Annotated in this window: 12 protein-coding genes and 1 pseudogene; 6 read left to right on the top strand and 7 right to left on the bottom strand. The window is 65.4% G+C overall.

The features are described 5' to 3' along the window. Window positions 1-26: 26 nt before the first annotated feature. The 6 genes and pseudogenes from ACQY5A_RS22760 to ACQY5A_RS22735 all read right to left on the bottom strand — a co-directional run bounded on the left by ACQY5A_RS22760 (window position 27) and on the right by ACQY5A_RS22735 (window position 5,362). A complete protein-coding gene (locus ACQY5A_RS22760; protein WP_428343296.1) occupies window positions 27-722 on the bottom strand; it encodes an anti-sigma factor in 696 nt (231 codons plus the stop codon). Beyond that, a complete protein-coding gene (locus ACQY5A_RS22755; protein ID WP_428342540.1) occupies window positions 719-1,279 on the bottom strand; it encodes a sigma-70 family RNA polymerase sigma factor in 561 nt (186 codons plus the stop codon). Before ACQY5A_RS22755 ends, ACQY5A_RS22760 begins: the two co-directional genes overlap by 4 nt. Before the next feature lie 35 nt (window positions 1,280-1,314). Next, window positions 1,315-2,103 (bottom strand): DUF1295 domain-containing protein, encoded by a 789-nt coding sequence (locus tag ACQY5A_RS22750; protein ID WP_428343295.1) that lies wholly within the window; start codon window positions 2,101-2,103, stop codon window positions 1,315-1,317. Then, window positions 2,100-3,368, bottom strand: coding sequence for a class I SAM-dependent methyltransferase (locus ACQY5A_RS22745; RefSeq protein WP_428343294.1), 1,269 nt, complete (start codon window positions 3,366-3,368; stop codon window positions 2,100-2,102). The genes ACQY5A_RS22750 and ACQY5A_RS22745 overlap by 4 nt, the downstream gene beginning before the upstream one ends. Window positions 3,369-3,371: 3 nt before the next feature. Next, a pseudogene (locus ACQY5A_RS22740) lies at window positions 3,372-4,067 on the bottom strand (DUF1365 domain-containing protein); the annotation flags it as partial. Beyond that, window positions 4,061-5,362 carry an NAD(P)/FAD-dependent oxidoreductase gene (locus ACQY5A_RS22735; protein WP_428342539.1) on the bottom strand — a complete coding sequence of 434 codons (1,302 nt, stop codon included), beginning with the start codon at window positions 5,360-5,362 and terminating at the stop codon, window positions 4,061-4,063. The pseudogene ACQY5A_RS22740 and the gene ACQY5A_RS22735, both read right to left, overlap by 7 nt. A 292-nt stretch (window positions 5,363-5,654) precedes the next feature. On the opposite strand from ACQY5A_RS22735, the gene ACQY5A_RS22730 reads away from it, so the two are divergent. From ACQY5A_RS22730 to ACQY5A_RS22710, 5 genes are all read left to right on the top strand, one after another. After that, on the top strand, window positions 5,655-6,173 hold the full coding sequence (locus ACQY5A_RS22730; protein WP_428342538.1) for a fasciclin domain-containing protein: 519 nt from the start codon (window positions 5,655-5,657) through the stop codon (window positions 6,171-6,173). A gap of 112 nt (window positions 6,174-6,285) precedes the next feature. Next, window positions 6,286-8,016, top strand: coding sequence for a cytochrome c biogenesis protein DipZ (locus ACQY5A_RS22725; protein WP_428342537.1), 1,731 nt, complete (start codon window positions 6,286-6,288; stop codon window positions 8,014-8,016). Between the two features lie 38 nt (window positions 8,017-8,054). Next, complete coding sequence (locus ACQY5A_RS22720; protein WP_428342536.1) at window positions 8,055-8,636, top strand: fasciclin domain-containing protein; 582 nt, start codon at window positions 8,055-8,057, stop codon at window positions 8,634-8,636. Window positions 8,637-8,695: 59 nt separating this feature from the next. Further along, window positions 8,696-9,886, top strand: a complete 1,191-nt coding sequence (locus tag ACQY5A_RS22715; RefSeq protein WP_428342535.1) for a class I SAM-dependent methyltransferase — start codon at window positions 8,696-8,698, stop codon at window positions 9,884-9,886. Window positions 9,887-9,904: 18 nt separating this feature from the next. Then, window positions 9,905-11,113 (top strand): MFS transporter, encoded by a 1,209-nt coding sequence (locus ACQY5A_RS22710; protein WP_428342534.1) that lies wholly within the window; start codon window positions 9,905-9,907, stop codon window positions 11,111-11,113. Window positions 11,114-11,118: 5 nt separating this feature from the next. On the opposite strand, the gene ACQY5A_RS22705 is transcribed toward ACQY5A_RS22710, so the two are convergent. Further along, window positions 11,119-12,021 (bottom strand): crotonase/enoyl-CoA hydratase family protein, encoded by a 903-nt coding sequence (locus ACQY5A_RS22705; protein ID WP_428342533.1) that lies wholly within the window; start codon window positions 12,019-12,021, stop codon window positions 11,119-11,121. A 104-nt stretch (window positions 12,022-12,125) separates the two neighbouring features. Between ACQY5A_RS22705 and ACQY5A_RS22700 the strand changes: the two genes are divergently transcribed. Then, window positions 12,126-13,478, top strand: a complete 1,353-nt coding sequence (locus tag ACQY5A_RS22700) for a molybdopterin-dependent oxidoreductase (protein WP_428342532.1) — start codon at window positions 12,126-12,128, stop codon at window positions 13,476-13,478. Window position 13,479 lies beyond the last annotated feature (1 nt).

Below are 13,479 nucleotides of genomic sequence, written 5' to 3'. Positions count from 1 at the left end.
GCCTGTTCCCCCCTGTTGCGGACAGGCTAGCCCAACGGCAGTTTGGCGATGATCGACCCGGTCGGCTTCGGTGAGCCAGATCCGGGCTCGACGGTAAAGGCCAACATGCCGGATCGTCCGAGATCACGCAGCAGGTGCGGCTTCGACGGCGCCACGGCGGCGGGATCCATCGTGCCGGCGGAGGCCGGGCCCTTGTCGTCGATCAGCCACATTTGATACACCGTGCCCTGCGACGGTGGCGGCACGTCGTTCAGCGTCAGCACACCGGCGTTCATGTTTCGGGAGAACACCACCGTGGCGATCCCGCCGGCCAGTTGACCGGAGACCGTGCGCTTGTCGGGTGCTGCCATGATCTGCTCGGTCATGGTGGGCGAAGGCGCAGGTCGCATCGCGACGCCGACTCCGAATGCGGCCAACGCCACGATGATCGCGGCCGCCGCGGCCAGCACGAGTGTGCGCCAACGAAGTAGACGTGGCGCCTCTGACTGTGCGGCCGCAAGGACGGCGGTGCGCAGGCCCGTCGGTGGTTCGACTGCGGTCACTGCGGACACCAGGGCCATCGTCTCCCGGATGGCGCGCACCTCGGCTCTGAAGGCGTTGGCGACAGGTGCCGCGGCCGCGGTGAGTTGCCGGTCGACGGTCGCGTGTTCGGCGTCGGAGATGGCCTGCAGCGCATAGGGCGTCGCCAGCTCGAGCAGGTCGAATCCGGTCGGCTCGGTCATGGCACCCCCAGACATCCACGCAGACTGCGCAGTGCGTCACGCATCCGCGATTTGATCGTCGACAGGTTTGCCGACAACCGCTGCGACACGTCGGCGTAGGTCAATCCCCCATAGTAGGCGAGGTCGATGCACTGTCGCTGTACGTCAGTCAACGAGTCCAGGCAGGCGGCCACCCGCCGCCGCTCGTCGGCGTCGATCGCGGACTCGGCGACAAGATCGCCGGACCGTTCGACGGTGGCCGCGCCGTAGCGGGCCTCGCGCTGACCGGTTGCCTGCTCAGAGCGGACCCGGTCGATGGCGCGGCGGTGCGCCATGGTCATCAGCCAGGACAGCGCCGAGCCCTTGTCTGAGTCATAGGCGGCGGCGGTCCGCCACACTTCCAGGTAGATCTCCTGGGTGGTCTCTTCGCTGTACCCGGCGTCCCGAAGCACCCGCGTGACCAGTCCGTAGACCCGTGACTTGGTTTGGTCGTAGAGCGCAGCGAACGCATCGGTGTCGCGGCGCGCCACCTGGTACAGCAATGCGTCCAGATCGCTGCCGTGCCTCGATTCGGTCATCGGTCGGTAGCCTAGCGATTCCGCGACGAGAGTCGTCATTTTCGTGCCGATCGGGGCGGACGCGGAATGAAAAACGATGTCCGTTGTTGGTATTCGGCGAAGCCAGGACGGCCTCTCATGTACTTCTCGGTAGAACGGGCGCCGGTGACCCAAACCAGGAAATAGGTCATCAGCGCCGGAGAGAGCACCGTCGTCAACGACCGCCAACCAGCGATGGTGATCAACCACAGGCCCCACCAGACGGTGGCATCACCGAAGTAATTGGGGTGACGCGTCCACGCCCACAGCCCGCGGTCCATCACCACGCCGCTGTGCGACGGGTCGGCTTTGAACGCCCGCAGTTGACGGTCGCCGACAGCTTCGAAGCCGAGACCGGCCAGCCACACCACGAAGCCGGCCACGGTGACTGCCAGCAACGGACGGGGCGTTGCGCCGCAGACCGCGGAGAGCTGCAACGGCAGCGAGATGAACCAGATCGCGAAGCCTTGTACGACGAAGACCTTGCGAATGACCTGGCCGACGCCGGCGTCGCGCAGGAGATCGGCGTAACGCGGATCCTCGCCCTTGCCCACCGACCGCCGGTGGATGTACCCACTGAGCCGCAGCGCCCAGATCGCGACCAGTACCAGCAGCAGCCACCGCCGCGTCGGGTCGCCGTGGCCGAGAATCGCGGCGATCGCCGCGACGGCGAGGAAGCCCAGCCCCCAGGCGACATCGACAACGTTGTAGCGGCCGATGCGCCGGGCGATGCCGAAGGTGACGGTGAACATGACGACCAGCGCCGCGGCTGACGCCCCGGAAACGATGGCGAAGTCGACGATCATCGCTGACGCGCCGCACGTGCGAATGTCCACTGATGAACATCGAGGTATCCCGACCGAAATCCGGCCTCCGAGTAAGCCAGGTACAGCTCCCACATTCTCGAGAACACCTCGTCGAAGCCCATGTGCGACAACGTCCTGCGGCGCTGCATGAACTGCTCCCGCCACAGTCGCAACGTCTCTGCGTAGTCTGCGCGCAGCGACTGCATCTCCACTGTCCGCAAAGCGGTGTGTCGCGAGGTGATCTCGGAGATCGCGTCCGTCGATGGAATCAACCCGGCCGGGAAAATGTACTTCTGAATCCAGGTGTGGGTCTTTCGCGACGCAAGCATCCGGTCGTGCGGCATCGTGATCGTCTGTATGGCGAATCGCCCATTCGGCCGCAGGAGGTGATCGATCGTGCGGAAGTATTCCGGCCAGGCGTGGAATCCGATTGCCTCGATCATCTCCACGGAGATCACCGCGTCGTAGTTGCCGCCCACATCCCGGTAGTCGCGCAGGTCGATCTGCACCCGATCGGACAGGCTCGCCGCCGCCACCCGCTCGCGGGCCAACCGCTGCTGGCGCTCCGAGAGGGTCAGCGAGCGGACGTTCGCTCCGCGCGCGGCCGCGCGGATGGCGAGTTCGCCCCATCCGGTGCCGATCTCGAGCACCTGGGTGCCGGGACCGACCTTCGCCGAGTCGAGCAGCCGGTCGATCTTTCGGCGCTGCGCGTCCGCGAGATCGGGCCACGCGGCAGGACGGTGATCGAACACCGCGCTCGAATACGTCATGGTCTCGTCGAGGAACTCGCTGAACAGATCGCTCGGCAGGTCGTAGTGAGCGGCAATGGCGCGGCGGTCGTCGCCGCGGCTTCGATTCCGCGAATATGGTTGGGAGGCAAGAACGATGGGTCGCAGCCGTTGTAATGCCGGCGGCACCAGGGTGGCCATGTCCCTGGCAAGCACGGTCAGCACTCCGGTGAGATCGTCGGATTCCCATTCGCCGGCCATGTAGGACTCACCGAAGCCGATCAGTCCGTGCCGTCCGATCCGGCGAGCCAGCCGGTCCGGTTGGTTGATCCTCAATGTCGGCGCCGCCGCATCGCCCGCACCGATCACCGTGCCATCGGGGTAGCTGAATCGCACCGGCAGCCGGTCGGCGACACTGCGCAACAATCGCTCGGCGACGATCGCCGACGCGGCGGCGCGGGGCCCGGAAGGCACCCTGGCAACTGCCGGCCAACGCTCGGGATCTATTGCCGGCGAGTGCTTGTGAATGACCGGGATGGGCCGTGGCACCACCGGCACTCGGCGCAGCCACAACGCGATTCCCTGGATGCGGATGCGCAAAGCCACCAGCAGCGGTGCCAGCGGAGACACGATCTGCATACGGGTGACGTGCCGCAGCGTCGCAGGACGATGGGTGCCGCGCAGTCTCGCGACGAATGCCGGTTTGCTGCCGTCGTGCAGCGACACCACCACGTCCAGATGCTTGTCAGGGCGCGGCGCCAAAACCTGGTAGTGACCGCTGACCCGGTTGAACGGTGAGACGTAAAGTTTTTTGGCGACCGGCTGCGGCTTGCTCGCCGGCGGTATCAGGTAGGCGTGGCGCTGCCCGTAGGTGTTGTGTACCTCGGCGATGACGTGCCGCAGCTCTCCCTCGCGATCGTGGCACCAGAAGACGGTGATCGGGTTGAACACGTAACCGAGCACGCGCGCCTGTAGCAACGCGGTGATACGCCCGCCGGGCAGGACCGCGCCGTGCTCGGCCAGGTACGCGTCCACCCGGTCGCGCAGCGACTGACCCGGATGGCCGGCGAGATGGTCCCGCGCATCGAATTGGGCGAACGGCCGCAACCACCAAGGCAGCGAAGGCAATTCGTCGAGATCGACATACCAGCTGTAACTGCGGTATTCGAACGAGTGCCGCACCGGCGCCTGCCGGTCGTGTGTGATCGTGGTGTGGTAGATCGCCGGGGTCAGCATGCCACTGCCTCCGCGCGTGCTAAATGCGCCGGCCAGTCAGCGCCGAGCCGTTGAGCTGCCCGGAGCCCGGACGCGGCACCGTCCTCGTGGAACCCCCAGCCGTGGTAAGCGCCCGCGAACACCACGCGGTCGTCGCCCAGGGTCGGCAGTAAACGTTGCGCGGCAACGGATTCCGGCGTGTAGAGCGGATGATCGTACGACATCTCGGCGACCACCGACGACGGATCGACCCGGTCGTGGCCGCCCAGTGTCACCAGGAAACGACGGTCGGCATCGATGCGCATCAGCCGGCTCACGTCGTAGGTCACCAGCACGTGGTCGTCGTTCGGCCGGATCAGGTAGTTCCACGATGCGCGAGCGTTCCGGCGCCGGGGCAGGACGGACTCGTCGGTGTGCAACTGCGCGTGATTGGTCGAGTACGTGATCGCGCCGAGCACGTCCCGCTCCTGGCGGGAGGGAGCGTCGAGGAGCGCGAGCGCCTGAGCGGGATGTGCGGCCACCACCACGGCGTCGAACATCTGCGGGGGCCCGTCGCCCGCGTCGATCTGCACGCCCTCAGCCAGTCGGCGCAGCGCACGCACCGGGTTTCCCACGCGGACTTCGTGCAGACGTTCGGCGGTGGCCTGCACGTAGCGCGCGGAACCGCCGGTCACCGTCCGCCATGTCGGTGAGCCGAAGACCGACAGCATGCCGTGGTGGCGGAGAAACACGAAGAGGTAGCGCGCCGGATAGCGCAACGCGTCACTGCTGCTGCAGGACCACACTGCCGCCACTAACGGCGTGATGAAGTGCGCGATGAAGAATGCCGAAAACCGGTGTCGCCGCAAAAACGCGTCCAGGGTCTCCAGGTCATCGGCGTCGCCGTCGTCGCTGAGCACCAGACGCGCGGCGCGGTGAAAGCGGGTGACCTCACCCAGCATTCGCAGATAACGGGGATGTGCCGCGTGCCACGATGCGAAAAGTCCTCTGGCGCCGCGCGCCCCCGCGTACTCCAGGCCGCTGGCTTCTACTCGCACCGACATCGACATGTCGGATTCCTGGGTGTGCACCCCGAGTTCGTCGAACAAACGGCACAGCGTCGGATACGTGCGGTCGTTGTGGACGAGGAAAGCTGAATCGACACCGATGACGCTGCCGTCGCCGCGTTCGATCGTGTGGGTATGGGCGTGACCGCCCAGGCGGGCATCAGCTTCGTACAGGGTGACCCGGTCACGACCGGACAACACAAATGCTGCTGTCAGACCGGCTACACCGCTGCCGACAACAGCGATAGACCGACCTTCTGGCTCAGGCACGTGAGGTATTCGGAGCGGGTGCGCGAGTGGATGCCCGTGACCGACGTCACCTTCGCGGGCCGTCCGAGGCGGCCGCTGCTCCGAATCACCGGATGTACGACACCTAAAGCGGCGGGGCCCGCCGCCTTTGACAAAGGAGCCAAAGCGGAAATGAAGGACGTACACACCAGGACATTTGCCATCGGCCTTGCGGCGCTTGCCGCCGTGGGCTTCTCGGCATGTTCGAGTAACAAATCAGACTCCGGGCAGCAGGCTACTTCGAGCTCGGCGACCAGCAGTGCGGCCCCGCGCGATGACGGGTGCGCCCGCCGCGCCCGCGTCCGACCTGATCGGCTCCGGCTGCGCTGACTACGCGGCGCTGCACCCGACCGGTCCGGCCTCGGTGACTGGAATGTCGCAAGACCCGGTCGCGACGGCGGCGTCCAACAACCCGCTGCTGTCTACGCTGACCGCGGCGCTGTCGGGGAAGCTGAACCCCCAGGTGAACCTGGTCGACACGCTGAACAACGGCCAGTACACGGTCTTCGCTCCGACCAACGACGCGTTCGACAAGCTGCCGCCGGCGACCATCGACGAGCTCAAGACGAACGCCGAGAAGCTGAAGAGCATCTTGACTTTCCACGTGGTGCAAGGCCAGGCGAGCCCGGCCAAGGTTGACGGCGCGCACAAGACGCTGCAGGGCGCCGAGGTGAACGTGGTCGGCCAGGGCAACGACCTCAAGGTCAACGACGCAGGTTTGGTGTGCGGAGGGGTGCACACCGCCAACGCGACGGTATACATGATCGACACTGTGCTGGTGCCACCCAGCTAAGTAGCGGTCATCGACCGTCGCGAGATAAGGCAGTCCGGTTCGCCGGGCTGCCTTATCGCCTTTTTGGGGCCGATGTACCAGTCCAAGAGCCTGCCGGTGGCGAATAATCAGCATGGTGTCTATTGCGTTGATCGGTCTGGTCGGAGGCCTGATTACGGGTATTTCGCCGTGCATACTCCCGGTGCTACCGGTGATCTTCTTCTCGGGGACGCAGGCCCAAGACGTCGCCGCCGAGCCGGGCGACGGCGGGGTCGCAGTCGCGGTCAAGCCGAAACGTGATGTCTCGCGGCCATATCGAGTGATCGGCGGTCTGGTGCTGAGTTTCAGCATCGTCACGCTGGCCGGTTCGGCGTTGCTGTCGCTGCTGCATCTGCCACAGGACGCGATTCGCTGGGTCGCGTTGGTGGCGTTGGTCGCGATCGGCCTGGGTTTGATCTTCCCGCAGTTCGAACAGGTGCTGGAGCGGCCGTTCGCCCGCATTCCGCAGAAGCAGATTGCCACTCGCACCAAGGGATTTGGCCTCGGTCTGGCGTTGGGCGTGCTGTACGTGCCGTGCGCCGGCCCGATCCTGGCGGCGATTGTGGTGGCGGGTGCGACGGCGAATATCGGCCTGCCGATCATCATCCTGACGGTGGCTTTCGCGGTGGGCACGGCCGTGCCGCTGCTGTTCTTCGCGCTGGCCGGGCAACGGGTTGCCGAGCGGGTCAATGCTTTTCGGCGCCGTCAGCGCGGGATCCGGATCACGGCGGGTGTTGTGACGATCCTGCTGGCGGTGGCGCTCGTGTTCAATCTGCCGGCAATGCTGCAGCGGGCCGTCCCCGACTACACCCATTCGCTGGAAGACAAGTTGGGCAACAACAAGGACCTGCAAAAGCAACTCGGCGGCATCGTCAACGACCAGAACAAGGATCTGGCGAATTGCTACGACCAGTCCGAGACGCTGCAGAGTTGCGGCCAGGCGCCCGACCTCAAAGGCATCAACGCGTGGTTCAACACCCCCGGTAACGCGCCGATCGACCTGCATGCGCTGCACGGCAAGGTGGTCCTGATCGACTTCTGGGCCTACTCGTGCATCAACTGCCAGCGCGCCATCCCGCACGTCAAGGGTTGGTATCAGACGTACCGTGACAAGGGTTTTGAGGTCATCGGTGTGCACACTCCCGAGTACGCGTTCGAGAGGGTGACCGGCAACGTCGAAAAGGGCGCCGCCGATCTCGGGATCACTTATCCTGTCGCGCTGGACAACAGCTACTCGACGTGGACGAACTACCGCAACAAGTACTGGCCCGCCGAATATCTCATCGACGCCAACGGCACCGTACGCCACATCAAATTCGGCGAAGGCGACTACAACGGCACCGAGAAGTTGATCCGCGAGCTGATCGGCAACGCGCACAACGGAGCTGCGCTGCCTCCCGCGGTAGACGTACCCGACACCACACCGCAGGGCGGGCTGACGCCCGAGACCTACTTCGGAGTGGGCAAAGTCATCAACTACGCCGGCACTGGCACGTACGACGAAGGCCGATCGGACTTTTCGCTGCCGCAGAAGCTGCGCGATGATTCGTTCGCCTTACAGGGACCGTGGCAGCTGGATTATCAAGGCGCGACGGCCGACAGCGACGCGTCGAGCATCGAGTTGAATTACCAGGCCAAAAATGTCTACATCGTCGTCGGCGGCACCGGCAATCTTGTTGTGACGCGCGACGGCAAGACGACGACGCTGCCGGTCGACGGGCCCCCGCAGGCTCACCAGATCGCCGACGGCAAAGACGTCACCCGGGGATCACTGCAGGTCCACCCCAGTCAGGGCGTGCAGGTGTTTTCCTTTACCTACGGCTGATACCAATCCGTAACGCGCCGGGCTCCGAATCACCGGACATGAACATGTACAGCAAACTCATCCCAGCGACCGGTATCGCGACTGGCGTCATCGGTCTCCTCGTAGCCACCTCCGTGCCCGCAGCGGCAGCACCCGTTGGTCCGGGTTGTGCCGGCTACGTTGCCATGCACCCTGACGGTCCCGCATCGGTGACCGGTATGTCTTCGGTCCCCGTCGCAGTCGCCGCGTCCAACAATCCCGAGCTCACCACCCTGACCGCGGCGGTGTCGGGTCAGCTCAACCCCAACGTCAACCTGGTCGACACCCTCAACAACGGCCAGTACACGGTGTTCGCGCCGACTGACGCCGCCTTCAACAAGCTGCCGGCGAGCACGATCGACCAGCTCAAGACCAACTCGGACATGCTGAAGAGCATCCTGACCTATCACGTCATTCCCGGTCAGCTGAGCCCGGCCCAAGTCGACGGATCGCACAACTCCGTGCAGGGCGCGGCGGTAAACGTGACCGGTTCGGGCAACAGCCTCAAAGCCAACAACTCGAACGTGGTCTGTGGCGGCGTGCCCACCGCCAACGCGCAGGTGTACATGATCGACACGGTGATGATGCCACCCGGACAGTGAGAGCCGGCACTCTAACGGTCAAGGCTAACGCGGTTGCTCCCGCACTGGCGGCGGCCATCATGCCGCTGATCGGAGGGGAGCTTCCCGTTCGACTCATCGCCTGGGACGGCAGCGTCGCAGGCGATGAGTCCGCACCGGTGGTGCGGCTGCGCAGTCCGAAGGCACTTCGCCGGATGGCTTGGCGCCCAAGCGAACTCGGTGCCGCACAGGCGTATGTGTCTGGCGACATCGACGTGGACGGTGACCTCGGGGCGGCGCTGAGCCATGTCTGGTCGCAGATCGGCGAACGCCGACTGGGACCGGTCAAGCCCTCGCCGGCAGTGCTGGGACGTCTGTTCGTTGCGGCAGCGCGGTTGGGCGCCTTTGGTGCTCCGCTGCCGCCGCCTGCGACTCAGGCCCGGATGCGCGGTCGACTGCACAGCCTGTCCCGCGACAGGGCGGCGATCAGCCATCACTACGACACCTCGAATGATTTCTACCGGTTGATCCTCGACCCCTCGATGGCCTACTCGTGCGCACACTGGGAATCGCCGCAAGCGAATTCCACCCTGGCGCAAGCCCAATCCGAGAAGCTGGACCGGATCTGTCAGAAGATCGGCCTGCAGGAGCGACCCGGCATGCGGCTCCTCGACGTCGGATGTGGTTGGGGCTCCTTGAGTTTGCATGCCGCGGTGCACTACGGGGCTCAGGTCGTGGGCCTCACCCTTTCGCGGGAGCAGAAGTCTTACATCGACACGGCTCGCATTGAGCGGGGACTCAACGACCGGGTCGAGATCCGCGTCCAAGATTATCGGGCGCTGACCGACGGGCCGTTCGACGTTGTCGCGTCCATCGAAATGGGCGAGCACGTCGGCGAGAGCAACTACCCGACCTACGCGAGCACCTTGTACAAAAGCGTGCGGCCTGGCGGCCGCGTGCTCGTTCAGCAGATGTCGCGACGCGGCAACCACCCGGGCGGTGGACCATTCATCGAATCGTTCATCGCGCCCGACATGCACATGCGCCCGGTCGGTCAGACGGTCGCGCTGCTGGAGGAGTCCGGCCTGAGGTTGCTTGCCGTCGAGGCCATGCGGGAGCACTACGTGCGCACTGCGGATGCCTGGATCGCCAACCTCGAAAAGCGCTGGGACGCCGCGGTGGATCTCATCGGCGAGGAAGCCGCCCGAGTGTGGCGGCTCTACCTGGCCGGTGGACGGCTGGCGTTCGAGCAGGGCCGCATGGGTGTCGATCAGATCCTGCTCGCCCGCTGACTCTGGAAGGTCGACGCATTGACCACCGAAGACGAAATAGCGACCGAAGTCGCGTCGGCCAGCCCTGTGCGGCGCTGGTCGATGCTGGGTGTCTCGCAAGGAGCGTCGTTGTGCGCCAACGTCTTCATCAACGGCGCCGCCTTCCTGATTCCCGCGTTGGTGGGAAAGCACCACGCCAGCCTGGTCGAAGCGGCCCTGCTGGCGTCTATGCCCAACCTCGGCATGATGTTGACGTTGATCCCCTGGGGCTATCTGCTGGACCGGGTGGGGGAGCGAATTGTGCTCACCCTGGGCCTGTCGATGACCGCTGCGGCGGGCTTCGCCGCAGCATCTGCGGACTCGATGCGGATGGTCGGGATATTCCTCGTCCTCGGAGGTATGGCGGCCGCGAGTTGCCTGGCCGCCAGCGGCCGTCTGGTCACGGGCTGGTTCGCCGAGGACCAGCGGGCCCAGGTGATGGGGATCCGGCAGACCGCGCAGCCGCTGGGCATCGCGGTGGCCGCTCTGGTGATGCCCGAGTTGGCCAAGCGGAACCTGTCGCTGGCGCTGCTGTTTCCGGCGGTGCTGTGCGCGGTGGCTGCAGTGGCCTGCGGATTTGGTGTTCACGACCCGCCGCGCCCCCATGAGACGAAAGTCGAATTCCAGGAACTGCGCGACCTCTACCGCAAGCCGGTGCTGTGGCGCATCCACGCGGCGTCGGCGTTACTGATGGTGCCTCAACCGGTGGTGTTGACGTTTATGCTGATCTGGTTCATCGGCTCGCACGGCATGTCGATGGTGTGGGCCGGTGCGCTGGTGGGACTTTCGCAAATACTCGGTGCCCTAGGCCGGGTCGCGGCGGGGCGGTGGTCCGACAGCATCGGTTCGCGGATGCGGCCGCTGCGGATCATCTCCGTCGCGACCGCCGTCGTCATGATGGTGCTGGCGCTCACCGACAATGCCGGCTGGGGATTCGCCGCCGTGCCATTGATGGTCGTCGCTTCGGCGATCGCCGGCGACAACGGGTTGCCGTTCACCACGATTCCCGAGCTCGCCGGACCGTTTTGGAGCGGGTGGGCGCTGGCCACCCAGAACACCTTCGAGCGGCTCGTGGTGGCCGCCGCGCCTCCGCTGTTCGCCGTGCTGATCGTAGCGTCTGGGTACCCTCTGGCTTTCGCGGTATGTGCGATCTTCCCGCTGGTGGCTCTGCCGTTGGTGCCGTTACACACTCGTGGCACTCGGCTGTAGCCCGGTCAGGGCGTGATGATGTGCGAGGGGTCGGGCCGCAGCTCCGGCGGCGCCTGGCTGTAGTCGCCGAACGGCCCGTCGCGGCGCTGCACGGCGCCTCGAACGCCGTCAGTGGCGGCCGTCTGGATGAAGTCGAGCGCCTCCGGGGTGTTGCGCATCAGTCCGTCGAGGATGCCACCCAGCGTCTGGGTCGATGACAAGCCCATGTTCTCGTAGGCCTGATTGACGATCAGCTTCTGAGCTTGCAACTGCGACAACGGGATTCGCGACAGCTCGGCGGCGATTTCGGCTACCCGGGCCTCCAGCCGCTCGAACGGAACCGCTTCGTTGATCAACTCGACCTCGGCGGCCTGCACGCCGCTCAGCGGCCGGCCGGTCAGCGAGTGCCACTTGACCTTGGCCAGGCTCAGCCGATAAAGCCACATTCCGGTCAGGTACGCACCCCACATCCGGCTGTAGGGAGTGCCGATCACGGCGTCCTCGCTGGCGATCACGAGGTCGGCGCACAGCGCGTAGTCGCTGCCACCGCCCACGCACCAGCCGTGCACCTGCGCGATCACGGGTTTGGAGGCCCGCCAGATTGCCATGAACTTCTGATGCGGTCCGGTCTCGCGGCTGGTGACCATCGCGAAATCCTTGCCTGCATCCCAGCGCCCCCCGCTGTTCATCGCCTCCCCCCACTGCTGGAAGCCGTCGCCGAAATCGTAACCGGCGCAAAAGGCACGGCCCGCTCCCCGCAGCACAATGACCTTGATCGCCGGATCCCGCTCGGCACGGCCGACGGCGGCCTCGATCTCGTCGGGCATCGGCGGCACGATGGTGTTGAGCTGGTCGGGGCGGTTCAACGTGATCGTCGCGACGGACTCGGCCGTGGAGTACAGCAGCGTCTCGAATTCGGGTGTCGGCATAGCCGAAGCGAAGCGGTTTGCGAGGCGTCGGTCAAGAGGCAGCGCCGCTGGTGTAATCGCTGGGGCAGCCGGGTACCAATGAATAATGGCCGCGGCGAAACACCATGAGTGAGTCCGACCACCGGCAGCCGCAGCCGGATGCCCCGACCGATACGAGTGACTACGGCTTCCCGGTGTGGTTGTGGCGGACCATCGATCGACATCGTCCGCCCGGGTTCGATCGGTTGCATCGATTTCGCAGCCCGATTCGAGGCCTCTGGCTGACATCGGTGTTCGGTTCGGTACTGCTGGTCACCTTGCCGATCGTGACCCTGACCGGCCTGGTGTCCTACATCGTCTATGCGCCGCAATTCGGCACATCGGTTCCGGTCGATGTGGGGTGGCTCAAACTCCCGACATTTGATTGGCCGACCCGTCCGGTGTGGCTGTACCGCCTGAGCCAAGGTTTACATGTCGGCCTTGGGCTGGTGCTGATTCCGGTGGTGCTGGCCAAATTGTGGTCGGTGATTCCCAAGCTGTTCGCCTGGCCGCCGGCACGTTCAATCGCGAAGTTGCTGGAACGGTTGTCGCTGGCCATGCTGGTCGGCGGGATTCTGTTCGAGATCGCCACCGGCGTGCTCTACATCCAGTACGACTACATCTACGGTTTCAGTTTCTTTCCCGCTCACTACTACGGGGCCTGGGTCTTCATTGCCGGCTTCGTCATGCACGTCAGCCTGAAATTTCCGCGCATGGTGGCGGGACTGCGGTCCCGCTCTATGCGAGAGGTGTTGCGCACCAACACCTCCGACACGAAACCGGAGCAGCCCGGCGACCACGGGCTGGTTGCCGAAGACCCGGCACCGGCCACCATGAGCCGGCGGGGTGCACTGGCACTCGTCGGCGGCGGCGTGCTGCTGACTGCGTTGGTCACCATAGGCCAAACGATCGGCGGTATCGCGCGCCACCTTCCGCTCCTGCTGCCTCCCGGCGATGTGACTGGCAAGGGGCCCAATGACTTCCGGATCAACAAGACCGCGAAAGGAGTGGGAATCGACCCGGCTACCACCGGGCCGAGTTGGCGGTTGACGCTGCGGGGTGGGCCGGCGCCGGTAGTGCTGAACCGCGAAATGTTGGCCGCGATGCCGCAACACGGCGCGCGCTTGCCCATTGCCTGCGTCCAGGGTTGGTCCACGGTCCAAGCCTGGAGCGGAGTGCGGTTGGCGGATCTGGCACGGTTGGCCGGCGTGCCGGCGCCCCGCTCGGCCGCCGTGGGGTCGTTGGGCAAAAAGGGCAAATTCAACCACGCGACGCTAGAACACCATCAGATCAGCCATCCGGATTCGCTACTTGCGTTGCGAGTCAACGGCGCGGATCTGTCGCTGGACCACGGCTATCCGGCGCGGATCATGGTGCCCGCGATCAACGGTGTCCACAACACCAAGTGGGTCAAATCTATTAGTTTCGAGGCGAACTGAG

Source organism: Mycobacterium sp. (assembly GCF_965277065.1).
Classification (GTDB): domain Bacteria; phylum Actinomycetota; class Actinomycetes; order Mycobacteriales; family Mycobacteriaceae; genus Mycobacterium.
This window is presented reverse-complemented; position numbering and strand designations above follow the sequence as displayed.

Bases quoted from the DNA above. Each gene is read 5' to 3' on its own strand.
- ACQY5A_RS22705 (WP_428342533.1), bottom strand. From the start codon at position 12,021: ATGCCGACACCCGAATTCGAGACGCTGCTGTACTCCACGGCCGAGTCC.
- ACQY5A_RS22725 (WP_428342537.1), top strand. From the start codon at position 6,286: ATGGTGTCTATTGCGTTGATCGGTCTGGTCGGAGGCCTGATTACGGGT.
- ACQY5A_RS22720 (WP_428342536.1), top strand. From the start codon at position 8,055: ATGAACATGTACAGCAAACTCATCCCAGCGACCGGTATCGCGACTGGC.
- ACQY5A_RS22715 (WP_428342535.1), top strand. From the start codon at position 8,696: ATGCCGCTGATCGGAGGGGAGCTTCCCGTTCGACTCATCGCCTGGGAC.
- ACQY5A_RS22755 (WP_428342540.1), bottom strand. From the start codon at position 1,279: ATGACCGAATCGAGGCACGGCAGCGATCTGGACGCATTGCTGTACCAG.
- ACQY5A_RS22730 (WP_428342538.1), top strand. From the start codon at position 5,655: ATGACGGGTGCGCCCGCCGCGCCCGCGTCCGACCTGATCGGCTCCGGC.
- ACQY5A_RS22700 (WP_428342532.1), top strand. From the start codon at position 12,126: ATGAGTGAGTCCGACCACCGGCAGCCGCAGCCGGATGCCCCGACCGAT.
- ACQY5A_RS22750 (WP_428343295.1), bottom strand. From the start codon at position 2,103: ATGATCGTCGACTTCGCCATCGTTTCCGGGGCGTCAGCCGCGGCGCTG.
- ACQY5A_RS22760 (WP_428343296.1), bottom strand. From the start codon at position 722: ATGACCGAGCCGACCGGATTCGACCTGCTCGAGCTGGCGACGCCCTAT.